At 66.4% G+C, this 21,500-nt stretch carries 20 protein-coding genes; 7 read left to right on the forward strand and 13 right to left on the reverse strand.

The genetic code is table 11. From position 1 onward, the window contains the following. Positions 1-228 precede the first annotated feature (228 nt). Positions 229-1,422 (reverse strand): vWA domain-containing protein, encoded by a 1,194-nt coding sequence (locus QSG27_RS18840; RefSeq protein ID WP_306708814.1) that lies wholly within the window; start codon positions 1,420-1,422, stop codon positions 229-231. A 67-nt stretch (positions 1,423-1,489) separates the two neighbouring features. Between QSG27_RS18840 and QSG27_RS18845 the strand changes: the two genes are divergently transcribed. The 3 genes from QSG27_RS18845 (at position 1,490) to QSG27_RS18855 (ending at position 5,183) form a co-directional block, all read left to right on the forward strand. Beyond that, positions 1,490-2,041: an HD domain-containing protein gene (locus QSG27_RS18845; protein WP_306708816.1), complete on the forward strand. Its 552-nt coding sequence runs from the start codon at positions 1,490-1,492 to the stop codon at positions 2,039-2,041. Positions 2,042-2,160: 119 nt separating this feature from the next. Next, positions 2,161-3,642, forward strand: coding sequence for a cytochrome c oxidase accessory protein CcoG (gene ccoG, locus QSG27_RS18850; RefSeq protein WP_306708818.1), 1,482 nt, complete (start codon positions 2,161-2,163; stop codon positions 3,640-3,642). A 362-nt stretch (positions 3,643-4,004) separates the two neighbouring features. Beyond that, positions 4,005-5,183: an acyltransferase family protein gene (locus QSG27_RS18855; protein ID WP_306708820.1), complete on the forward strand. Its 1,179-nt coding sequence runs from the start codon at positions 4,005-4,007 to the stop codon at positions 5,181-5,183. Between the two features lie 228 nt (positions 5,184-5,411). On the opposite strand, the gene QSG27_RS18860 is transcribed toward QSG27_RS18855, so the two are convergent. Together QSG27_RS18860 and QSG27_RS18865 are read right to left on the reverse strand one after the other, a co-directional pair. Further along, positions 5,412-6,377 carry a threonine ammonia-lyase gene (locus tag QSG27_RS18860; RefSeq protein WP_306708822.1) on the reverse strand — a complete coding sequence of 322 codons (966 nt, stop codon included), beginning with the start codon at positions 6,375-6,377 and terminating at the stop codon, positions 5,412-5,414. Between the two features lie 348 nt (positions 6,378-6,725). Then, on the reverse strand, positions 6,726-7,571 hold the full coding sequence (locus QSG27_RS18865; protein ID WP_306708823.1) for an AAA family ATPase: 846 nt from the start codon (positions 7,569-7,571) through the stop codon (positions 6,726-6,728). Between the two features lie 116 nt (positions 7,572-7,687). Here QSG27_RS18865 and QSG27_RS18870 point away from each other — a divergent pair, with 116 nt between their 5' ends. Further along, positions 7,688-8,104: a DUF962 domain-containing protein gene (locus QSG27_RS18870; RefSeq protein WP_306708824.1), complete on the forward strand. Its 417-nt coding sequence runs from the start codon at positions 7,688-7,690 to the stop codon at positions 8,102-8,104. Here the strand turns inward: QSG27_RS18870 and QSG27_RS18875 are convergent. Next, the gene (locus tag QSG27_RS18875) at positions 8,016-8,465 is read right to left on the reverse strand and encodes a bacteriohemerythrin (RefSeq protein ID WP_306708825.1); all 450 of its coding nucleotides are present in this window, start codon (positions 8,463-8,465) and stop codon (positions 8,016-8,018) included. The genes QSG27_RS18870 and QSG27_RS18875 overlap by 89 nt on opposite strands. Positions 8,466-8,578: 113 nt before the next feature. Further along, positions 8,579-11,248: an alanine--tRNA ligase gene (gene alaS, locus QSG27_RS18880; protein ID WP_306708826.1), complete on the reverse strand. Its 2,670-nt coding sequence runs from the start codon at positions 11,246-11,248 to the stop codon at positions 8,579-8,581. Between the two features lie 665 nt (positions 11,249-11,913). On the opposite strand from alaS, the gene QSG27_RS18885 reads away from it, so the two are divergent. Next, entirely contained in the window at positions 11,914-12,771 is an 858-nt protein-coding gene (locus QSG27_RS18885) for a transporter (protein ID WP_306708827.1), read from the forward strand. Between the two features lie 101 nt (positions 12,772-12,872). Here QSG27_RS18885 and recA read toward each other — a convergent pair whose 3' ends face one another. Then, on the reverse strand, positions 12,873-13,952 hold the full coding sequence (recA, locus tag QSG27_RS18890; protein ID WP_306708829.1) for a recombinase RecA: 1,080 nt from the start codon (positions 13,950-13,952) through the stop codon (positions 12,873-12,875). 236 nt (positions 13,953-14,188) lie between these two features. On the opposite strand from recA, the gene QSG27_RS18895 reads away from it, so the two are divergent. Beyond that, positions 14,189-14,692, forward strand: a complete 504-nt coding sequence (locus QSG27_RS18895) for a class I SAM-dependent methyltransferase (protein ID WP_306708831.1) — start codon at positions 14,189-14,191, stop codon at positions 14,690-14,692. Between the two features lie 6 nt (positions 14,693-14,698). On the opposite strand, the gene QSG27_RS18900 is transcribed toward QSG27_RS18895, so the two are convergent. The 7 genes from QSG27_RS18900 to flgB all read right to left on the reverse strand — a co-directional run bounded on the left by QSG27_RS18900 (position 14,699) and on the right by flgB (position 20,745). Continuing rightward, positions 14,699-17,224 (reverse strand): hybrid sensor histidine kinase/response regulator, encoded by a 2,526-nt coding sequence (locus QSG27_RS18900; protein WP_306708833.1) that lies wholly within the window; start codon positions 17,222-17,224, stop codon positions 14,699-14,701. Between the two features lie 78 nt (positions 17,225-17,302). After that, positions 17,303-18,379, reverse strand: coding sequence for a flagellar biosynthesis protein FlhB (gene flhB, locus QSG27_RS18905; protein WP_306708835.1), 1,077 nt, complete (start codon positions 18,377-18,379; stop codon positions 17,303-17,305). Positions 18,380-18,394: 15 nt separating this feature from the next. Continuing rightward, on the reverse strand, positions 18,395-19,165 hold the full coding sequence (fliR, locus tag QSG27_RS18910) for a flagellar biosynthetic protein FliR (RefSeq protein WP_306708837.1): 771 nt from the start codon (positions 19,163-19,165) through the stop codon (positions 18,395-18,397). Then, complete coding sequence (locus QSG27_RS18915; protein WP_306708839.1) at positions 19,162-19,482, reverse strand: flagellar biosynthetic protein FliQ; 321 nt, start codon at positions 19,480-19,482, stop codon at positions 19,162-19,164. The genes fliR and QSG27_RS18915 overlap by 4 nt, the downstream gene beginning before the upstream one ends. Before the next feature lie 70 nt (positions 19,483-19,552). Further along, positions 19,553-19,852, reverse strand: a complete 300-nt coding sequence (gene fliE / locus QSG27_RS18920; protein ID WP_306708840.1) for a flagellar hook-basal body complex protein FliE — start codon at positions 19,850-19,852, stop codon at positions 19,553-19,555. 35 nt (positions 19,853-19,887) lie between these two features. Beyond that, the gene (gene flgC, locus QSG27_RS18925; protein ID WP_306708842.1) at positions 19,888-20,298 is read right to left on the reverse strand and encodes a flagellar basal body rod protein FlgC; all 411 of its coding nucleotides are present in this window, start codon (positions 20,296-20,298) and stop codon (positions 19,888-19,890) included. 42 nt (positions 20,299-20,340) lie between these two features. After that, on the reverse strand, positions 20,341-20,745 hold the full coding sequence (gene flgB, locus QSG27_RS18930) for a flagellar basal body rod protein FlgB (RefSeq protein ID WP_306708844.1): 405 nt from the start codon (positions 20,743-20,745) through the stop codon (positions 20,341-20,343). Between the two features lie 240 nt (positions 20,746-20,985). Here flgB and QSG27_RS18935 point away from each other — a divergent pair, with 240 nt between their 5' ends. Further along, complete coding sequence (locus QSG27_RS18935) at positions 20,986-21,336, forward strand: EscU/YscU/HrcU family type III secretion system export apparatus switch protein (RefSeq protein ID WP_306708845.1); 351 nt, start codon at positions 20,986-20,988, stop codon at positions 21,334-21,336. The last annotated feature ends 164 nt before the right edge of the window (positions 21,337-21,500 follow it).

The raw sequence follows: 21,500 nt of genomic DNA on the forward strand, positions 1-21,500 counted from the left end.
CCCGCGTCGGTTGGATGTTCACCCTGACCGCTACCGCCTACAACCTGATCCGCCTGCCCAAGCTGCTGGCGGCGGCACAATTACGCCCGGAGTCCGCCTGAACGGCGGCTCCGAGCGTCTCAGAGCGCGAAAAGGCGCTCCATTCTGACAGAAACGGGCGGCGGAAACGCCATTTCCAAGCCTCAGAGGGGGCAAAAAGCCGAAATATGTTCGTTTTTCCGCGACCTGTTAGCGCACCAGTTCCCGCATCGCCGCGTCCAGACCCTGCAAGGTCAGCGGGTACATGCGCCCGTTCAGCAGCCGTTGCAGGATGCGGGTGCTCTCCGTGTAGCCCCAGCGCGCTTCCGGCGTCGGATTCAGCCAGACGGCGCGGCTGTAGACGGACAGCATCCGCTGCAGCCAGACCTGCCCCGACTCCTCGTTCCAGTGCTCGACGCCACCACCGGGATAGACGATCTCGTAGGGGCTCATCGCCGCGTCGCCGACGAAGACCAGCTTGTAGTCGGCGGGGTAGGTGTGCAGCACGTCCCAGGTCGGGATGCGCTCCTCGTGCCGGCGCTTGTTGTCGCGCCACACGCTCTCGTAGACGCAGTTGTGGAAGTAGAAGTGCTCCAGATGCTTGAACTCGCCCCGCGCGGCGGAGAACAGCTCCTCGACCAGCCGGATGTGGTCGTCCATGGAACCGCCGATGTCCAGGAAGAGCAGAACCTTCACCGCGTTGTGCCGCTCCGGCACCATCTTCAGGTCGAGCCAGCCGGCGTTGCCGGCGGTGGCGCGGATGGTGCCGGGCAGGTCCAGCTCGCTGGCCGCCCCGGTGCGGGCGAACTTGCGCAGGCGGCGCAGGGCGACCTTGATGTTGCGGGTTCCGATCTCGACCTGATCGTCCAGATTTTTGAATTCCCGCTTGTCCCACACCTTCACGGCGCGGCGGTGGCGGGAGCCCTCCTGGCCGATGCGCACGCCCTCCGGGTTGTAGCCGTAGGCCCCGAAGGGCGAGGTTCCGGCGGTGCCGATCCACTTTGAGCCGCCCTGGTGCCGCCCCTTCTGCTCCGCCAGCCGCTGCGCCAGCGTCTCCATCAACTTCTGCCAGCCGCCCAGCGCCTGGATCCGGGCCTTCTCCTCCTCGGTCAGGAAACGTTCGGCCAGCTTGCGCAGCCACTCCTCCGGCAGGTCCACCACGGGGATCGCATCGCCGTCGCCGCCTTCCGGCCCCTCCAGCCCCTTGAACACCTGGCCGAACACGCGGTCGAAGCGGTCGAGATTGCGCTCGTCCTTCACCAGACAGGCCCGGCTGAGGTAATAGAAGTCATCGACGCGGAAGGCGGCGACGCCGCGCTTCATGGCCTCCATGAGCGTCAGGTACTCGTTCAGCGAGACCGGCACGCCCGCCTTGCGCAGTTCGAAGAAGAAACCCGTGAACATGCCGCTTCCCCCCGTGGGGTTCCGTCCCCATCCGCCCTCATCGTAGCGCCGAGCCGCCAGGAACGCCATGACAGCCCTTCTCGACTTCGCCCGCGCGCTGGAGTTCGCCGCGCACAAGCACATCGACCAGCGCCGCAAGGGCGTGCGCGCCGAACCCTACCTCAACCACCTGTCGGAGGTGGCGTTCCTGTGCGCCGAGGCGACGGCGGGCAAGGACCCGGTGGTGGTCATCGCCGCGTTGCTGCACGACACGCTGGAGGACACCGACGCCTCCTATGAAGAGATTGAGCAGCATTTCGGGGCGGAGGTCGCCGGCGTCGTGGCCGAGACCACCGACGACAAGCGCCTGCGCAAGGCGGAGCGCAAGCAGCGGCAGATCGACGCCGCCCCCACCGCCTCGCCCCGCGCGAAGCTGGTGAAGCTGGCCGACAAGGTGTCCAACCTGCGCTCCATGGCGCACAGCCCGCCCGCCGATTGGCCGCTGGAGCGCAAGGTCGAGTATTTCGAATGGGCGCACGCGGTGGTCGCGGGCCTGCGCGGCACCGACGCCAAGCTGGAGTCCCTGTTCGACCGCGCCTATGAGGACGGTCTGGCCGAGCTGCGCGGCGACACGGTCTGAGCCTATGCCGCCGCAGCCCGTACCGCCAAGGTGTTGATCTGCCGCAGTGTGACTACATCACGGAAGGCTTATAAAGGAGGGGCTAGGTTGACCGCCGCGTCAAAGCAAGGCCGCACGCCATGTCCCTCACCTCTCCGAACCCCGCCGCCCCGAACCCCGCCGCCCATGATGCCGACCAGCCGCGCGAGCGCTGGTTCGTGCACCGCCTCAAGGTCTACGCCGCCGACGTCCATGGCCGCTTCCGGCGGCTGAAATGGCTGGCGCTGATCGTCCTGCTGGGCATCTACTACATCACGCCCTGGATTCGCTGGGACCGCGGGCCGGGCATCCCGGATCAGGCGGTGCTGGTCGACATGGTGGGCCGGCGCGCCTACTTCTTCTGGATCGAGATCTGGCCGCAGGAGGTCTATTACCTGACCGGCCTCCTCATCATCGGCACCTTCGGCATCTTCTTCGCCACCACCCTGCTGGGCCGCATCTGGTGCGGCTACGCCTGCCCGCAGACGGTCTGGACCGACCTGTTCATGTGGGTGGAGCGCAAGCTGGAAGGCCCGCGCACCGAACGCATCCGGCTCGACAAGGCGCCGCTCTCGGCGCGCAAGCTCGGGCTGAAGGCGTCGAAGCACGCGATCTGGCTGGCGATCTCCCTGGTCACCGGCGGCGCCTGGATCTTTTATTTCAACGACGCCCCGACGCTGCTGCGCGAGATCGCGACGGGCGAGGTGTCATGGAAGGTCCTGGCCTTCACCGGCCTGTTCACCGCCACGACCTATTTCTTCGCCGGCTGGGCGCGCGAGCAGATCTGCATCTATGTCTGCCCGTGGCGCAGCTTCCAGGCCGCGATGGTGGACGAGGACACCTACGTCGTCACCTACCAGGACTGGCGCGGCGAAGGGCGCGCGCCGCTGCGCAAGTCGCAGAGCTGGGAGGAGCGGACGGCGGACGGGCTGGGCGACTGCATCGACTGCAAGCTGTGCGTCCATGTCTGCCCGACCGGCACCGACATCCGCAAGGGCCAGCAGATTTCCTGCATCGGCTGCGGCCTGTGCGTGGACGCCTGCAACGACGTGATGGCCCAGGTCGGGCGCCCCGGCGACCTGATCCTGTTCGACACCCGCTCCAATCAGGTCGCCAAGGCCGACGGTCTGGCCGCCCCGGTCCGGCTGCTGCGCCCGCGCACGGTGATCTACGCCCTGATCATCCTGGTGGTGACCGGCGTCATGGCGATTTCCCTGGCGATGCGCCCGACGCTGGACGTCAGCGTGCTGCGCGACCGGGCGCCGCTCTATGTCCAGCTTTCAAGCGGCGCGGTGCAGAACGCCTACACCATCAAGATCCTGAACAAGACGCACGAGGCGCGGACCTACCGCCTGTCGGTGGAGGGTTTGGCGAACGCCGACCTGTCGGTGGCCAGCGCGGAGGCCCAGTCGGGTCCGTCGCTGACGCTGACCGCGGAGGCGGACTCGGTGGCGACCTACCGCGTCTTCGTCCGCGTCCCGCAGGGCGACGCGAAGCCGGGGTCCACCGACGTGGCGGTGCTGGCGCGCGACCTGACCAGCGGCGAGATCGGACGGCACGCCAGCGTCTTCATGGCTCCCTAAGCCGGGCCTCGTGCATTGGAGTGCCAACGTGGAGACAGCCTCGACCGAAGACAGCGCCTCATTCGCGGCGGTCGGTGTCAAACAGGGCAGAACGCCGGTCGTCAAAGCCACGGCGGGCGCCGGTTCGTCCAGGCTGACTGGATGAACACACAATAGCCACGGCATTTTCACAACCGGAACAATGACGTTTGAACTCTGACCGTTACCCGCTTGACGAAGACCCTCAAGACGTCACCGCCCAGGCAGTTCCATGGATCTCTCAGGATGCGCCTTGCCAATCCAAGGAGCGGCTTGCATATCGGCGTGAAATCATTTAGCGAGTTAATTCCAATGGATATGCCATCGACGGACCGTCCCACGCCATGTTTTCTACGAGCGCCAAAAATAAGAAAAACATCGATATCGAGGCACTCAGAGCTTACGCGATCGCCATTACGATAGTAGCTCACCTTGGCGTTATTAATCCATCGTGGAATGAGGCCATTAGTTATTACTGGCTTGGCGGTGGCGTTGACCTGTTTTTGTGCATTTCCGGGTTTTTGATTGCAAGCTCCCTTATAAAAGAGAACGGTGATCGCATTGGTTTCCAGCAGTTCACCCGTTCGGCTCTGCCATTTTGGGGGCGCCGGATTTTCCGACTATGGCCAGCCGCCATATTTTGGGGAACAGCAACTCTTTTCGTCGCCAGTACCTTTAGGACTCCGGGAGCATTTGGAGACTGGAATGACTTACTTCACACATGGACTTCATCACTTTTTCAGATAACCAATCTTCATCTCACTGCTTGCAATTATCTTGAATTATACAGCTGCTCTCCCGACGCGCTATGGCATTACTGGAGCCTTTCACTTGAAGAGCAGTTTTACTTCCTTTTCCCATTTGTTTTCTTCTTTATTAACAAGCGAGCTCTCCTGATCATATCCATTGCATGCGCAGCGTTCCAGATATTTTCATCAAGGCCATGGCCGTCATTCGGTTGGTTTTTTAGAACCGATTCGATACTGATGGGCATCAGCATCGCGCTGATCTGGCATGCTTGGCAAATGGATAGGTTCAAAATTTTAGTTTTCGAGAAGGTTCTTGTTCGCAAAATCACCATCATCACCTTGGCAACTCTGCTCATTGTGCTCGCCACCCCTCGCCTCTTTGACTGGTTCATGGGATGCACGGTGATTGTTTCATCAATGCTCGTGTTTCTTGCCTCCTTTGATCGCGGATACATTGTCAGATCGGAAAGAAACAGGAAGATAGCCTCCTATATCGGCTCACGGTCCTACTCCATTTACCTGACACATATGCCAGTTTTTTACCTGACGAGCTCGATCGTCGGTAGAAATTTCCACGAAAACGCCGATGGATTGGCCTATTCCGCCATAGCGGTGGTGATTGCTTTTTCCCTGACATTGTCTTTGTCAGAGTTCTCGTACCAATTCATCGAAACGCCATTGCGGGCGTACGGGCGAAGACTGTTCCGCACCCGATCAACGACAGAGATGGATGGCGATTGCGCTCCGGAACGCGCGCTCCCCTGCGAGCGTTGAGCAGATGGCAGGACACTGAATCGTGTGACGCAGGCCGCCTGGTTGCCTCCCCCGGCTGGGCGGGCATGCATCTGTCGTCCGCCACCTTGACGAGGAAAGCCGAGCGCGAGAACGGGCACCAGACGAGTCGCTGGAACATCCGGGCATTGCCTGCGAGCGCCCCTCCAAACGGCGACTGCCTCGCAGGACGATCCCGTGCGTGTCCCGGCGCAAGGTCTTTGATGTCGATCAAGCGGCGGCCAGCGTCCGCACCAGCGTGTCGGAATCCACGTTGCGGCCGGACAGCACGGCGACGGTCCGGCCATCCGCCGGCACCTTCCCGGCCAGCAGGGCCGCCACCGCGGCGGCCCCGGCGCCCTCCGCCACCACGCCGAAGGAGCCGTGCAGCGCCCGCATCGCCGCCGCGACCTCGCCTTCCTCCACCTCGACCAGAGCGTCCACGAAACCGGCCAGCAGCGCTTGCGGCAGTTTGCCCAGCGCATCCACCGCGATCCCGTCCGCGAGAGTCGGGCCGCGGCGGCGCGCCAGCCGCACCCCGACCACGGCGGCGGAGGACGTGCGCGCCTTCACCGCCGCCGCCATGCCGGCCAGCAGCCCGCCGCCGCCCACCGGAACCACCAGCGTGCCGAGGTCCGGGCGGTCGGCCAGCACCTCCAGCCCCACCGTCCCCTGCCCGGCGATCACGTCGGGATCGTCGTAGGGATGGACGAAGGTCAGCCGCCGCGCCGACGCCAGTTGCAGCGCGCGGGCCTTCGCCTCGCCCACCGTGGCGCCGGACAGCACGACCTCGGCGCCCAGCGCCTCCGTCCGCTCCACCTTGCAGCGGGGCGCGGTGACCGGCATGACGATGGTCGCCTTCACTCCCAGCCGCTGGGCGTGCAGCGCCAGACCGGCGGCGTGATTGCCGGCGGACATGGCGACGACCCCCGCCGCGCGCTCCAGCGCCGTCAGCCGGAGCAGGCGGTTCAGGGCGCCGCGCTCCTTGAAGGCGCCGGTGGCCTGGAAGGTCTCCGCCTTCAGCCAGACGTCACGGCCAAGCGCCGGAGCGGGCAGCAGCGGCGTGCGGACGATCCGCCCGCGCAGCCGCTCGGCGGCATCCTCGATGGCGGACAGGGGAAGCCAGGGCGGCAGACGATCTTCGGCGTCGGTTCGGGTTGAAACGGCAGGCAGACGGGTGGCGTGCGCGGACGGCATCACGAAAAGTCCTCGGGCGGAGGGAACGGATTGGGGGCGGAAAAGGAAGGCGCGAAACCCGGCCCGCTTCAGCGGACCGGGCCGATAATTCGCGCAGAGCCCCGCATTCGCTCCGCCGGGAGGCGCAACGGATTCGGCGTCGGAGGGCAAAGATGGACCGGATCATGGGTTCCGGTAGACCCAGGGCGCACGGACACGCCACACTCCACACCCGATTGCGAAAACGAACGGTCGCTGTCCGGCGCCCTCTGTCAGAGCGCCGGGGCGGTAATTCGCATTCGGTTCAGGTGCGGGGTCGATTGCATTCGTCAAGGCTGCCCCAGGACGGCGGCCCTGGTCAAGCCCTTCCTACCGCCCGTCCCGCTTGGCGAGAAAAGCCAGCCGTTCCAGCAGATGCACGTCCTGCTCGTTCTTCAGCAGCGCGCCGCACAGCGGCGGGATCAGGCTGCGGGCGTCCTTGGCGCGCAGGGTTTCGGGGTCCACGTCCTCGACCATCAGCAGCTTGATCCAATCCAGAAGCTCCGACGTGGAGGGCTTCTTCTTCAGGCCCGGCACCTCGCGCAGGCTGTAGAACAGCGCCATCGCCTCGCGCAGCAGATCCTGCTTCAGGCCCGGATAATGGACATCCACGATCCGCTCCATCGTGTCGCGGTCGGGAAAGCGGATGTAGTGGAAGAAGCAGCGGCGCAGGAAGGCGTCCGGCAGTTCCTTCTCGTTGTTGGAGGTGATGATGACGAGGGGGCGCCGCGCCGCCTTGACCGTCTGGCGCGTCTCGTAGACGTGGAACTCCATGCGGTCGAGTTCCAGCAGCAGGTCGTTGGGGAACTCGATGTCGGCCTTGTCGATCTCGTCGATCAGCAGCACGGGAGGTTCCGGCGCCTCGAACGCCTCCCACAGCTTGCCGCGCACGATGTAGTTGCCGATGTCGTGCACCCGCTCCTCGCCAAGCTGGCTGTCGCGCAGGCGGCTGACCGCGTCGTACTCGTACAGGCCCTGCTGCGCCTTGGTGGTGGACTTGATGTGCCAGGCGAGCAGCGGCTTGTTCAGGGCGCGGGCGACCTCCTGGGCCAGCACGGTCTTGCCGGTGCCGGGTTCGCCCTTCACCAGCAGCGGGCGCTGGAGCGTGATGGCCGCGTTGACGGCCACCATCAGGTCTTCGGTTGCGACGTAGGAGTCGGTGCCGGTGAAGCGCATGCCAGTCGGTTCCGCGGTGTCGTTCGTGGACCCCGCATCCTTCCAGCACGGCGGGGATCATGCAAGACGGAACCGCCGCAGGCCGTCCGGCGTTTCCCCAACGGAAGGAGTCCGCCATGGCGACCGACCCGAACTTCTGGCCCGATTATCTGGAGCAGCACCGCCATCCGGCGAACCGCGCCCTGCACGTCGCCGGCACCGTGACCGCCGCGGCCCTGCTGGCGGTGGGGGTGGCGCGCCGCGACCGGCGGGCGCTTCTGGCCGCCCCGCTCGTCGGCTATGGGGCGGCGTGGCTGGGGCATTTTCTGGTGGAGCGGAACCGCCCCAAGACGCTGGACGCGCCGCTGGCGTCGCTGGTGGCGGACATGCGGATGGCCGGGCTGGCCCTGACCGGCCGGTTGGCGCGGGAGTACCGGCGCTACGGCATTCCCGACCGGCCCGGCCTCACGATACGGCGGACGGGACCGGCGCCAGCGCCGGCGCCGGGGTCGCCGTCCCGACGATATGCGGAACCATCTTCATATCCGCGATGAGGATGTGCTGAACCAGCCAGTCCGCGGCGAACTTGTAGATGCGTTCGGCGACCGCCTTCTCCGGCGCCTGCATGAAGGATTCGCAAATATCCTGAAGCATCGCCCGCGCCGTGTCGTGCTGATGCTTGTGGACGGCGAAATCAGGATACTCGACCGCGCGCATCAGCATTTCTTCGCGGTCGAAATGCGACTTCGTGTATTGGCACAGGCTCAGCAGGGTCTGGGCGGTCAACCGTGGATCATAGACGGCCTGATTGATCGCGGTATCCAGGTCGTTCACGCAGCGGATCATTTGTTTGTGATCTTCGTCGATCCGCTCGATGCCGACGCTCATCCTGCTTCGCCAGATGATGTACGGCATGGCGCACTCCCCGGCCCGGCGTTTCCTCCGCTGCGAAGGTAGAGGCCGGACCGGGAGTACACAACTGATTGCAACCGAGGCCGGTTGCGACACAAAGAAGCAGTCAAGCCACGTTATGAGGCAATTTTCGACGCGACGGCCTTCTCGATGGCCTCGACCGCGGCGGGGGCCAGCGCGGCGTCCGGGCCGCCGGCCTGGGCCATGTCCGGACGGCCGCCGCCGCCCTTGCCGCCCAGGGCCTCCGCACCGACGCGCACCAGATCGACGGCGCTGACCTTGGCGGTCAGGTCGTCGGTAACGCCGACGACGATGGACGCCTTGCCCTCGTTCGAGGCGATCAGCACGACCACGCCGGAGCCGACCTGCTTCTTCAGCTCGTCGGCCATCGGCTTCAGGTCCTTGGCCAGCAGGCCCTCGACCACGCGGGCGGCGAACTTCACGCCCGCGATGTCCTTGGCCTCGTTGCCGCCGTCCGCCTTGGCACCGCCGCCCATGGCGACTTGGCGGCGGAGTTCGGCCAGCTCGCGCTCCATCTTCCGGCGCTCGTCCACCAGGGCGGCGAGGCGCGACGGGACGTCTTCCGGACGGACCTTGAGGACGGACGCGGCCTCGGTCAGCAGATGGTCACGCTCCGACAGCCACGCCTTGGCGCCGGTGCCGGTCAGCGCCTCGATGCGGCGCACGCCCGCGGCGACGGCGCCCTCGGCGACGATCTTGAACAGGCCGATGTCGCCGGTGCGGCGGACGTGGGTGCCGCCGCACAGCTCGATGGAGTAGTCGCGGTCAAGCTCGCCATGCGGGCCGCCCATGGAGACCACGCGCACCTCGTCGCCGTACTTCTCGCCGAACAGGGCCATGGCGCCGGCGGCGCGGGCTTCGTCCGGGGACATCAGACGGGTGACGACCTCGCTGTTGCCCAGGATGCGGCGGTTCACCTCGTCCTCGACCGCGGCGATGTCCGCGGGGGTCAGGCCGGTCGGCTGGCTGATGTCGAAGCGCAGGCGCTCCTGCGCGACCAGGGAGCCCTTCTGGGTCACATGCTCGCCCAGGCGGCGGCGCAGCGCCTCGTGCAGCAGGTGGGTGGCCGAGTGGTTGGCGCGGATCGCCGAGCGGCGCTCCGTGTCCACGCGCAGTTCCACCACGTCGCCGACCTTCAGCGTGCCCTTGGTGACCGTGCCGACATGGGCCCAGACGGCGCCCAGCTTCTTATGGGTGTCGGAGACGGCGACCTCGGTGCCCTCGGCGGAGAAGATCACGCCGGCGTCGCCGACCTGACCGCCCGACTCGCCGTAGAAGGGGGTCTGGTTCACGATGACCAGCACCTCCTCGCCGGCGGCGGCCTGCTCGACGCGGGCGTCGCCCTTGACGATGGCGGTCACCTTGCCCTCGGCGACCTCGGTGTCGTAGCCGAAGAACTCCGTGGCGCCCAGCTCGTCCTTCAGCTCGTACCACAGCTTCTCGGTCGTGGCCTCGCCCGAGCCGGCCCAGGATTCGCGGGCCTTGCGGCGCTGCTCGTCCATGGCGGCCTTGAAGCCGCTCTCATCGACCGGGCGGCCCTGGGTGCGCAGCACGTCCTGGGTCAGGTCCAGCGGGAAACCGTAGGTGTCGTACAGCTTGAAGGCGACGTCGCCGGGCAGCGGCTGGCCCTCGCCCAGACGGCCCACCTCATCCTCCAGCAGACGCAGGCCGCGCTCCAGCGTCTGCTTGAAGCGGGTCTCCTCCAGCTTCAGCGTCTCGACGATCAGGGCGCGGGCGCGGTTCAGCTCCGGATAGGCGTCGCCCATCTGCTGGATCAGCGCGGGAACGAGGCGGTGCATCAGCGGCTCGCGCGCGCCGATCATGTGGGCGTGGCGCATGGCGCGGCGCATGATGCGGCGCAGCACATAGCCGCGGCCCTCGTTCGACGGCAGCACGCCGTCGGCGATCAGGAAGGAACAGGAGCGCAGATGGTCGGCGATGACACGGTGCGAGACGGCGTGCGCGCCGTCCGGCGCGGTCTTCGTCGCCTCGGCGGAGGCCACGATCAGCGCGCGCATCAGGTCGATGTCGTAGTTGTCGTGCTTGCCCTGGAGCACGGCGGCCAGACGCTCCAGCCCCATGCCGGTGTCGATGGACGGCTTCGGCAGGGCGATCAGATCGTCGGGACCGCGCTGCTCATACTGCATGAACACGAGGTTCCAGATCTCGATGAAGCGGTCGCCGTCCTGGTCGGGCGAGCCCGGAGGACCGCCGGCGATGTGCGGGCCGTGGTCGAAGAAGATCTCCGAGCAGGGGCCGCAGGGGCCGGTGTCGCCCATGCGCCAGAAATTGTCGTCGGTCGGGATGCGGATGATGCGGTCGTCGGACAGGCCCGCGACCTTGCGCCAGATGCCCGCCGCGTCCTCGTCGGAGCTGTGGACGGTGACCAGCAGCTTGTCCGCCGGCAGCCCGAACTCCTTCGTCACGAGGTTCCAGGCGAAGGCGATCGCGTCGTCCTTGAAGTAGTCGCCGAACGAGAAGTTGCCCAGCATCTCGAAGAAGGTGTGGTGCCGCGCCGTGTAGCCGACATTGTCCAGGTCGTTGTGCTTGCCGCCCGCCCGCACGCACTTCTGCGAGGTGGTCGCCCGCGAATAGGGCCGGGACTCGGCGCCCGTGAAGACGTTCTTGAACTGCACCATGCCGGCGTTCGTGAACATCAGCGTCGGGTCGTTGCGCGGAACCAGCGGCGACGACTCCACGATCTGGTGGCCGTTCTTCGCGAAAAAGTCCAGGAACGTGCGGCGGATGTCGTTGGCGGTCTTCATAAGCGGTCCAGGCTCCGGCTACGGTCGGCTTCAGTCGGCGGCGCGGCCTTTATCGCGGCCGAACCGTGCTTTTAACGTGAGTTGGTGTGGCTGTCCACAGAGTGCCAGCGCGGCGGCGAACCGCGGCGGCGGCGGGCGGAATCCCCGCCGCGGGCGGAACCGTCCGGGGGATCGCGGCGCCCGGCCTCGTCTTAAAGAAGCATCTGACCAAAAGAACTATTTGTCACAGAACTCGAATATTGCATCGCAAAACTATCAATAACAACAACTTGACGGAACGAATCGGCCTCATTGTTCTTTCGTACAACATGACACATCAGAGAACACTTGCTCACACAGAGCCTCTTTTATTTTCAATGCAATGAGCATTGTACTTTTGTATACAGTCGCCGCGCGAGAGCAACCGACAAAGCGACCATCGCCTTTCAAGACCACCGGTCAGCCACCGCACATTTCGCAAATGCGGGAAAAACTTTGCCGCTCGCGCGCAGTTTTCCAAACGAAAGTACCATTGCCTCCCAATAGCCCATCGACCGTATTAGTCCACCGCACAAGAAGGTGACAGCCAGGCTCTTGTGAGCGGCTTCTTTGTACTGGGCTCCGTGACGCGGAATGCCCTTGAAGGACTTGCGGGGACGACACTGCATACGGAAAGAGCAAAAACGATGCTGAATGAACTTGGCTCCAAGCTGCGCAAATCCATTGATTTTCTGGCCCTCAAGGGCGGGGCCTCCGCCGCGGCCTGCATGACGGCGCTGTGCATGGCGGCGGCTTCGCCGGCATTGGCGGGCTCGGTGACCCAGCCGGGCGAAACCATCGGCCTCGCGGTCGGCGCGCCGTTGCCGGAGGGCGTTTATTTCGTCGACACCTTCGACTGGGGCGTCCGCGAGGGCCCGAACGGCGCTCCCGACACCACGCTGGCGGTGAACATCCCGGTGGTGGCCTGGGCGACGCCCGCCAAGGTCCTGGGCGCCCGCGTCCAGCTGCTGGCCGCCCTGCCCGCGCTTGCCGTCGGTGTCCAGAACAGCGACTACACGAGCGGCATCTACAACCCGTTCCTGGCGGGCCAACTGGCCTGGGACCTGGGAAACGGCCTCGGCGTCAGCTACCTGCTGGGCGTCTACCTGCCGGTGGGCAACAAGCTCGGCTTTGACTCGACCTCGATCAACCAGCGCCTCGGCATCAGCTACACCGCCGACGACTGGAACCTGACCGCCAACACGATCTACGGCATCCACACCCGCTCGGAGTCGCGGACGATCAATCCGGACTTCCTGAACATCGACGTGACCGCCACGAAGAATTTCGGAAAGTGGACGGTCGGCCCCGTCGGCTTCGCCTCCTGGGACCTGAACAAGCCGACCTCCACCTACGAGAAGCAGAGCCAAGTCGCCCTGGGCGCCCTGGTCGGCTACAACTTCGAGAAGGTGATCCTTCAGGGCTACCTGACCCGCACGGTCCACGAGGACAATTACGGCGGCAACGACACCCGGGCCTGGGGGCGCCTGATCATTCCGTTCTGATCGGCCATCCCATTCCGCTTCGATCGTTCATGAAAAGAAAGGCCCCTCTCCGGCGGACCGGAGAGGGGCCTTCCTGCTCGGAACGGTACGACGGGCGGCGATCACTCCGGCGTGGCGGCGTCCCCTTCGGTTTCCGGGGTGCCCATCATGGCGTCGGCGACGAGGCCGGCGTTGCCGCGGATCTTCGCCTCGATGGCGTCGGCCACCGCCGGGTTGTTGCGCAGGTAGGTCTTGGCGTTCTCGCGGCCCTGGCCAATGCGGGTGCCATCGTAGCTGAACCACGCGCCGGACTTGTCCACCACGCCGGCCTGGATGCCGAGGTCGAGAAGCTCGCCCACCTTCGACACGCCCTCGCCGTACATGATGTCGAACTCGACCACGCGGAACGGCGGGGCCATCTTGTTCTTCACCACCTTCACGCGGGTCTGGTTGCCCACCACCGTCTCGCGGTCCTTGATGGCGCCGATGCGGCGGATGTCCAGGCGGACGGAGGCGTAGAACTTCAGCGCGTTGCCGCCCGTCGTCGTCTCCGGGTTGCCAAACATCACGCCGATCTTCAGGCGGATCTGGTTGATGAAGATCACCAGGCAGTTCGACTTGGCGATGGAGCCGGTCAGCTTGCGCAGCGCCTGGCTCATCAGGCGGGCGTGCAGGCCGACGTGGCTGTCGCCCATCTCGCCTTCCAGTTCGGCGCGCGGCACCAGGGCGGCTACCGAGTCGACCACCAGCACGTCGATGGCGCCGGAGCGCACCAGCGTGTCGGCGATCTCCAGCGCCTGCTCGCCGGCGTCCGGCTGGGAGATCAGCAGCTCGTCCACATTCACGCCCAGCTTGCGGGCGTAGGCCGGGTCGAGCGCGTGCTCCGCGTCCACGAAGGCACAGGTGCCGCCGCCCTTCTGGGCCTGGGCGATGGCGTGCAGCGCCAGCGTCGTCTTGCCCGAGCTTTCCGGACCGTAGATCTCGATGATGCGACCGCGCGGCAGGCCGCCGATGCCCAGCGCGATGTCGAGGCCGAGCGAGCCGGTGGAAACGACCTCCGTCTCGACCGTGTTCTCGCGGGCGCCGAGCTTCATGATCGAGCCCTTGCCAAAGGCGCGCTCGATCTGCGCCAGAGCGGCATCCAGGGCCTTCTGCTTATCCATGGAATCCTTCTCGACCAAACGAAGCTGTGCGGACGACATGCCCGTCTCCTCTTCTTAGATCACATCTGCGGCCCCTGGGCCAACGATCTCGCCAACGATCTCGCCAACGGTCATTCGATGGAGCATAACGTACCAGCTTTGTTCTCATCGGCAAAGCCCTAAGTTCCGCTAATGTTCCCGTTCCTAAATAGGAACTCCGGATGCCCGTGCAACCGGGTGCGGACTTCGGCGTTGAGTGGAGGACGTTCCGCAAACGCCTCTTTCGAAAGCCGGACATGACCGTCGCCCGCTCCACGCTCGACCGCATGATCGACCGCCTGACCGCGCAGCGCGTGGCGCTCGGCTGGGCCGCGGGCTGCGTCGCCGGGTCCCCCGGTCTCGTGATGGAAATCGGCCTGGGCAAGGGCCGCACCTACGATCACCTGCGCCGCCTGTTCCCGCCGCGCGACATCCTGGTGTTCGACATGTGGGCGCGCGTCCCGCCCCCCCTGCGCCCGGAGGAGGACCGGCTGTTCCTCGGCGATTTCCGGGAGACGCTGCCCGCCGCGGCGGAGCGCTTCCGCGGCGCGGTGCGGCTGGCCCACGCCGACGTCGGCAGCGCGCGGGAGGACGAGGAGGATGGAATCCGCCACTGGATCGCCGGGCTGATCGATCCCTTCCTGGCGCCGGGCGCCCTGGTCCTGTCGGACCGCCCCATCGGCGCCGGGCGCGGCGGGTGGGAGCCGCTCGGCGTGCCGGGAACGGAGAGCTGGGCCTATCACGGCTGGCGGGTCGGGTAGACGCCGCTATTTCCCCTCCCGGATGACCTCCTTGACCTTCGAGGCGAGCTGCTTCAGCGAGAAGGGCTTGGGCAGGAAGTGGGCGACCTCCACCCCGTCGATCTCGCCCAGCCGGTCCTCGGCGTAGCCGGAGATGAAGATCACCCGCATTTCCGGGCGCATCTGCCGGACATGGCGGGCCAGCGTCGGGCCGTCCATCTGCGGCATCACCACGTCGGTGATCAGCAGGTCGATGCGGTTGCCGTCCGTCCCGATCTGCTGCAAGGCGGCCTCGCCGTTCTTGGCCTCCAGCACCTGATAGCCCTTGTTGCGGAGCGCGCGGGCGGAGAAGACGCGCACGGCGTCCTCGTCCTCCACCAGCATGATGGTGCCGGAGCCGGTCAGGTCGCTGCCGCGCCGTTCGCGCGGCTCGCCCTGGTCGGGACGGGCCTCGCCCTTGTGGCGGGGCAGCAGGATGGTAAAGGTCGTCCCCTCCCCCTTCTCCGACTCGACCAGGACGAAACCGCCGGTCTGCCGGACGATGCCGTAGACGGTGGACAGCCCCAGCCCGGTACCCGACCCCACCCCCTTGGTGGTGAAGAAGGGCTCGAAGATTCGCTGGAGATTTTCCTTGGGAATGCCGCAACCGGTGTCGATCACCTCGATGGACACATACTCGCCGGGGGGAATGGTTTCGTGCTCGCGGCGCTGCGCCTGCTCCGCCACGTGGTTGGAGGTGACGATGGTCAGCCGCCCGCCCCCGGCCATGGCGTCGCGCGCGTTGACCACGAGGTTGATGATGACCTGCTCCAGCTGGTTCTGGTCCACCTTGACGTAGCCGATGTCCCGGCCATGGAGCATCTTCAGCTCGATGTTCTCGCCGATCAGGCGGCGCATCAGGTTGCCCAGTTCCGCCAGCACGTCGGTCACGCTCAGCACGCGCGGCTGAAGCGTCTGCTGGCGCGAGAAGGCCAGAAGCTGCCGCACGAGGTTGGCCGCGCGGTTGGCGTTCTGCTTGATCTGCATGATGTCGCTGAAGGACTGGTCGCCCGGCTTGTGGCGCAGCAGCAGCAGATCGCAGAAGCCGATCATCGCGGTCAGCAGGTTGTTGAAGTCGTGGGCGACGCCGCCGGCCAACTGGCCGACCGCCTGCATCTTCTGCGACTGGGCGAACTGGGCCTCCAGCCCCTTGCGCTCGGTCATGTCGATGAAATGCAGGATCAGCCCCACCGCCCCTTCCGGCCCCACCCCGCCCAGCCGCCGCGCGTAGAGCTGGGCCACCAGCTCCCGCCCGCCGGTCAGCCGCACCTCCAGCGGGGCGGCGGGGTCGGAGCCGCCCTGCACGGCGGTCAGCCGCTCGGTCACCATGGCGCGCTCCGCCGGGACGATCAGGTCGGCCATGGCGCGCCCGATGACGTTGCCGGCCTCGCTGCCGATCAGCGCCAGGAAGGCCTGGTTGCATTCGGCCAGCCGCCCGCCCTCGTCCACCAGCGCGATGCCGATTGGCGCGTCCTCGAAGAAGCGCTGGAAGCGCTGTTCGGACAGGCGCAGGGCCTCCTGCCACTCGCGCTCCGGCGTCAGGTCGCGCACGACGGACCGGGTGTGCGACGTCCGCCCGTCCTCGCCCTTCACCACGCTCTGCGCCACATAGGCCTGGAAGCGGCGGCCCTGGAGCCCGCGCATGGCGATCTCGCCGCGCTGCTCGATCCCGCCGCCCTCCATCAGGTCGTAGGGGGCGGCGTCCGCGGGCGCATGGGCCAGCACGTCGTGAAGGCGGCGCCCGCCCTCCACCAGATCCTCCGGCGCGCAGCCCAGCCACTTCGCCAGGGTCGCGTTCACGAACTGGAAATGCCCGTCCTGGTCCACCGAGAAGAAGCCGACCGGGGCATGGTCCATGAAGTCCACGAGCTGGTTCTGCTCGCGCCGGGTCACCTGCTCCAGCTCGCGCCGGGCGGTGATGTCCTCGACTCGCCACATCACCGCCCCGGCGTGCCCGTCGATGGGCTGCCCCTGGATGCGGCGCCATTCGGCGGCACGCCCCTGCTGGCGGACCGCCAGCTCGATCGAACCGGCGTAACCGCCCTTCACCCGCTCGCACAGCCGGCGGAAGGCGTCGGCGCTGTCGGGGTCGTCGGCGAACTGGCGCTCCAGCGCGCGCAGCGGCGGTTCGCCCTCGCTCCAGCCGGTCAGGGAGCGGAAGGTGCTGTTGACGAAGACCACCCTCCCGGCCCCGTCGCAGACGAGCTGGCCGGATGGCAGCCCCTCCAGCGCGCTGCCCAGCAGGGACCCGACGCGGGCCGCCCGCTGGCGTGCGCGGACCATGCGGATGGCCAGAACCAGCGCCAGCGCCCCCGCGGCGGTCAGGCCCGCCCAGGCGAGCGGGTCGCGGTCCAGCACCACCCCCGCCGCCGCGGCCGCCAGCCCGGCCAGAAGAAGAAGCGCCAGCGCCCCCGTGGCGAACGCGCCGCCGGACCGTTCCCCCACCCCGGCGGCACCATCGGTGCGGCGTCCGGCGGGAGCGCTGTCGGCAAAGGAAGAGGTCGTGTCGTCCACCGGAACTCCAGGTCAGCCGTTCCCAGGTCAGCCGTTCAGGTCAGCCGTTCGCCGCAATGAAAGGGCCGGAAACGGTCCTCAGTTCCGCACCGTGCGTCCTTTCAGCTTGAAGACATAGGTAATGACTTCCGCGACGGCGCGATAGTGCTCGGACGGAACCTCCTCGTCGATATCGCATGCGGCATAGAGCGCCCGGGCGAGGGGCGGATTCTCCATCACCGGCACGCCGTTCTCCTCGGCGATCTCGCGGATCTTGAAGGCGACGACGTCCGCGCCCTTCGCCACCACCATCGGGGCGCCCATGGTCTTGGCGTCGTACTTCAGCGCGACGGCGAAGTGGGTCGGGTTGGTCACCACCACGTCGGCGCCCGGCACCGCGGCCATCATGCGCTTGCGCGCCCGCTCGAACCGCAATTGGCGGATGCGGCCCTTCACATGGGGGTCGCCTTCGGCCTGCTTGTGCTCGTCCTTCACCTCCTGCTTGGTCATGCGCATCTTCTTGTCGAAGCTGTGGCGCTGCCAGAACAGGTCGGCCCCGGCGATCAGGGTCAGGATGGCGAGGACGCCGGCCAGCAGCCGGAAGGTCAGGCTGTCCGTCTCGCGGAGCATCATCATCATGTCGATGCCGATGTAATGCTCGATGGTGAGCATCATCGGCTGAAGCGCCATGTAGGCGACGACGCCGACCACGGCGAGCTTCGCCAGGCTTTTCAGCAGATCGACGCCCTTCTGGGCGGTGAACATGCCGGTGAGGCCGGCGATCGGGTTCAGCTTCTCCAGCTTCGGCGTGATCAGTTCCCAGGAAACGTTGAAGCCCTTCTGCCCGATGGTGCCCATCACCCCGGCGAACAGCAGAAAGAGAATCGGAAGCCACAGCGCCCACAGGATGTCCTTCATCACCCGCATCAGCACCGCGCCGACACCGCCCTGGTCCATGGGAATCCGGTCCAGGTTCTCGAAGAAGAAGTTCAGGCGGGGCACCATGCCCTTCAGCGTTCCGGGGAGAACCGAGACCAGAATCACCAGCGCCGCGGCGACCATCAGCCAGTTGCCGATTTCCTGGGTCATCGCGTACTGGCCCTGTTTGTGGGCTTCGTCGAGCTTCTTTTGCGTCGGATCTTCTGTTTTGGATGATTCATCCGCGTCTTCGGACACCGGATCTCTCCCCGCTCAGCCCGGTCTCAGGAAATCGACGAAGGCGGCTTCGAAATGGGTCAGCCAGAACATCATCATCGCGGCCAGCGTCAGGGCGAACATGAACAGCCCCAGAGCCACCTGCAACGAGGTGAACAGGAAGAACACCTGGATCTGCGGCGCCAGCTTGTTCAGCAGCCCCAGGGCCAGCGCGAACAGCATGCCGGAAATCAGGAAAGGCGCCGACATCTGCACGCCCAGCATGAAGGACTTGCCGACCAGTTGCCCGACCACGTTCGCCATGTCGTCGATGGGGATCGCCGCCCCCGGCGTGAAGGTCGAATAGCTGTCCACCACCGCCATGATCAGCAGATGGTGCAGGTTCGTGATGAAGATCAGAAGCAGCCCCAGCCACCCCAGCAGAGCGCCGGGCAGCGATCCCTGCGACGCCATGGCCGGGTTGAACATCTGGGCGTTCGACAGGCCGGACTGGAGCGCGATGATCGTCCCCGCCACCTCCAGCGCCCCCATCAGCAGGCGCGCGACGGTGCCCATGAAGATGCCGATGGTGACCTCCCCGGCGATCAGAACGAACAGCCGGAAGATGTTGTCGGGCATCGGCGGCATGCGGTCGCCCAGGATCGGCGCCACCAGAACGCTGACCGCGACGGAGAACAGAAGACGGGTTCGGGTGGAGACGAAGGCGTCGCCGATGGTCGGCATTATGCTGAAGGCGGTGCCGACGCGGGCGAACACCAGCAGCCAGACGAAGATCTGGTCGCCCAGAAACTGCTGGAGCAGGTTCATCCGCCGCCGCCGGGCAGATTTCCGGCGTTTGGCACGCTGTTGACGCCGGTGCCGATGGCGACGATGCGGTCGGCCACCTCATGCTCGAAGAAGGCCCGCAATTCGCCCAGCATGAAGGGCATCAGCAGGATCGACAGGCCGAAGACCAGCAGCACCTTCGGCACCATGGCCAGCGTCTGCTCGCTGATCTGGGTGACGGCCTGGAACACCGAGATGACCGTGCCGACCACCATCATGGCCACCAGCACCGGCGCCACCACGAACACCAGCGTGATGATGGAGGAGCGGCAGATCTCGATGACGTCGGTTTCGCTCATGGCACTTGGCTCGGGCTCTTCGCTCGGGGCACGCTTCGCGCGGGGCAGGCTCGCAGGGCGGGCGCCGCCGTCAGATCGGCATGCGCAGGATTTCCTGATAGGCCGACAGCACCTTGTCGCGCACCGCGGTGACGGTCTGCAGCGTCACCTCGGCGTTGGTCACGGCCTGCACCACGTCGGTCAGGTCGGCCTGGCCAACGGCGGCCTTGGCGGTCATCGTCTCGCCCTGCTTCAGGTCGCCGATGACCCCCTTGGCGGTCTCTTCCAGAACGTCGCCGAAACTGACCCCGTTGCGCGGGGCCATGCCCGGTCCGGTCGTGGTGGCGGCCGTGTTCGCGTAGGCCGCGGCGGCGTTGATCGGGTTGACCATGGGACGAACGTCCTTCCTTCAAAAACTTCGCCGCGTCAGGCGCGGAGGATGTCGATGGTGCGCATCAGCATCTGGCGGGCGCTGTCCACCGCCGACAGGTTGGCCTCGTAGGAACGCTGCGCCTCGCGCATGTCCATCGCCTCGACCACCGAATTGACGTTGGGCAGCAGCACATAGCCGTCGGCGTCGGCGGACGGGTGCGAGGGGTCGTAGCGCCGCTCGAAATCCTTCTTGTCCACATCGATCTTGGCGACGCGGACGAGGTCGACGCCCATCTGCCGGTCCAGCGCGTTCTGGAACATCACGACCTTGCGCCGGTAGGGCAGATCGCCCGGCGTTTCCGCCGTGGTGTTGGCGTTGGCCAGATTTTCCGCGATGGTCTTCAGGCGCGCTCCCTGCGCCTTCATGCCGGACGCGGACACCGCCATCGACGTGTAGAGATCCATGCCCCGCCTCCTTCGTTCCGAACCGTGCCCGAACCGCCGCCTTCAACCACCGCTGCGGATGGAGGAGCGGATCAGGTTGACCTGCTTCTTGTAGAGGTTCGTGATGGTCTGAAAGTCCATGCCGGTCTGCCCCTGCTTCAGCATCTGCTCTTCCAGCACCACATTGTTGCCGTCCGGCGCCGTCTCGTAGGGGTTGCGCTGGCGCTGCTCCTGGTTCAGCCCGCCGGCGCCGCGCGTTCCCGAAAGATGCGAGGCGTTGGTCGCCGTGGGCTGAAGGCGGCGGCTGTCGGACAAGGCGTCGCGGAAGGTGAAGGGCTTCAGGTCCCGGCCCTTGTAATCCGGCGTGTCGGCGTTCGCGATGTTCTGCGCGAGCACGTTCTGGCGTTCGGTCAGCCAGCCCATCTTGCGCGACATCAGCTTGAAGAGGCCGAGATTTTCGAGGTTCATCGCCGGGTTCCGGTCTGGGGGCCTGTCCGCCGGGACGCGCGAACGGGCGCACCAAGGCGGGCGGGATGCATCACAGCATTCCGATCTTCCGCCGTTTCAGTTAATCAAAGATGAATCCGGCCCACGGCTTCGGGCCGCTCCCAAGGCTTCATGCTTGGGCTTCATGCTTGGGCTTCACGCTTCGTTAAGCATGTTCCGCCAGGATACGCCCATCGATACAGGCCATCCGGCGGGAACCCCTTGTCCGAGCCGTCTCCGAATCACCGCCCTCTTCCCAACCGGCCCGTCGCGGTCGCGCTGAAGTATGAGCTGGGCGGCCAGGCCCTGCCCCGCGTGGTCGCCACCGGCAAGGGCCATGTGGCCGAACAGATTCTGGAGCTGGCCTTCGCCAACGGCGTGAAGGTGCGCGAGGACGCCGACCTCGTGCAGATCCTGTCGGCGGTGGACATCGACACCGAAATCCCCATCGAGGCCATCGCCGCCGTGGCCGAGATCCTCGCCTACGTCTACCGCGCCAACGGAACGCTGCCGCCGGACGCCCAGCCCGCCACCCAGACCGCCGCCCAGCCCGGCTCCGGAGAGGCGCCGTGACCGGCACCGCCACGCTCCACCGGGACATCCAGGCGCTGGCCGCCGCGCTGGAGGAGACATGCGCGCAGGTGGAGGCCGGGCTGACGGCGGACCTGACCGGGCTCGACACCCGCGTGGCCGCCCTGTGCGCCGGGGCGCAGGCCGCGGGCGACGCCTCCGCGCTG

It is taken from the genome of Azospirillum isscasi, assembly GCF_030849505.1.
Taxonomy (GTDB): Bacteria; Pseudomonadota; Alphaproteobacteria; order Azospirillales; family Azospirillaceae; genus Azospirillum; species Azospirillum isscasi.

Excerpts from the sequence above, each read along its gene's own strand:
- alaS (WP_306708826.1), bottom strand. The coding sequence starts at position 11,248 with ATGAAGACCGCCAACGACATCCGCCGCACGTTCCTGGACTTTTTCGCG.
- flgC (WP_306708842.1), bottom strand. The coding sequence starts at position 20,298 with ATGGATCTCTACACGTCGATGGCGGTGTCCGCGTCCGGCATGAAGGCG.
- fliE (WP_306708840.1), bottom strand. The coding sequence starts at position 19,852 with ATGGTCAACCCGATCAACGCCGCCGCGGCCTACGCGAACACGGCCGCC.
- ccoG (WP_306708818.1), top strand. The coding sequence starts at position 2,161 with ATGTCCCTCACCTCTCCGAACCCCGCCGCCCCGAACCCCGCCGCCCAT.
- recA (WP_306708829.1), bottom strand. The coding sequence starts at position 13,952 with ATGTCGTCCGCACAGCTTCGTTTGGTCGAGAAGGATTCCATGGATAAG.
- QSG27_RS18895 (WP_306708831.1), top strand. The coding sequence starts at position 14,189 with ATGACCGTCGCCCGCTCCACGCTCGACCGCATGATCGACCGCCTGACC.
- QSG27_RS18855 (WP_306708820.1), top strand. The coding sequence starts at position 4,005 with ATGTTTTCTACGAGCGCCAAAAATAAGAAAAACATCGATATCGAGGCA.
- QSG27_RS18875 (WP_306708825.1), bottom strand. The coding sequence starts at position 8,465 with ATGCCGTACATCATCTGGCGAAGCAGGATGAGCGTCGGCATCGAGCGG.
- QSG27_RS18915 (WP_306708839.1), bottom strand. The coding sequence starts at position 19,482 with ATGAGCGAAACCGACGTCATCGAGATCTGCCGCTCCTCCATCATCACG.
- fliR (WP_306708837.1), bottom strand. The coding sequence starts at position 19,165 with ATGAACCTGCTCCAGCAGTTTCTGGGCGACCAGATCTTCGTCTGGCTG.
- QSG27_RS18885 (WP_306708827.1), top strand. The coding sequence starts at position 11,914 with ATGCTGAATGAACTTGGCTCCAAGCTGCGCAAATCCATTGATTTTCTG.
- QSG27_RS18845 (WP_306708816.1), top strand. The coding sequence starts at position 1,490 with ATGACAGCCCTTCTCGACTTCGCCCGCGCGCTGGAGTTCGCCGCGCAC.
- QSG27_RS18840 (WP_306708814.1), bottom strand. The coding sequence starts at position 1,422 with ATGTTCACGGGTTTCTTCTTCGAACTGCGCAAGGCGGGCGTGCCGGTC.
- QSG27_RS18870 (WP_306708824.1), top strand. The coding sequence starts at position 7,688 with ATGGCGACCGACCCGAACTTCTGGCCCGATTATCTGGAGCAGCACCGC.
- flgB (WP_306708844.1), bottom strand. The coding sequence starts at position 20,745 with ATGAACCTCGAAAATCTCGGCCTCTTCAAGCTGATGTCGCGCAAGATG.
- QSG27_RS18865 (WP_306708823.1), bottom strand. The coding sequence starts at position 7,571 with ATGCGCTTCACCGGCACCGACTCCTACGTCGCAACCGAAGACCTGATG.
- QSG27_RS18860 (WP_306708822.1), bottom strand. The coding sequence starts at position 6,377 with ATGCCGTCCGCGCACGCCACCCGTCTGCCTGCCGTTTCAACCCGAACC.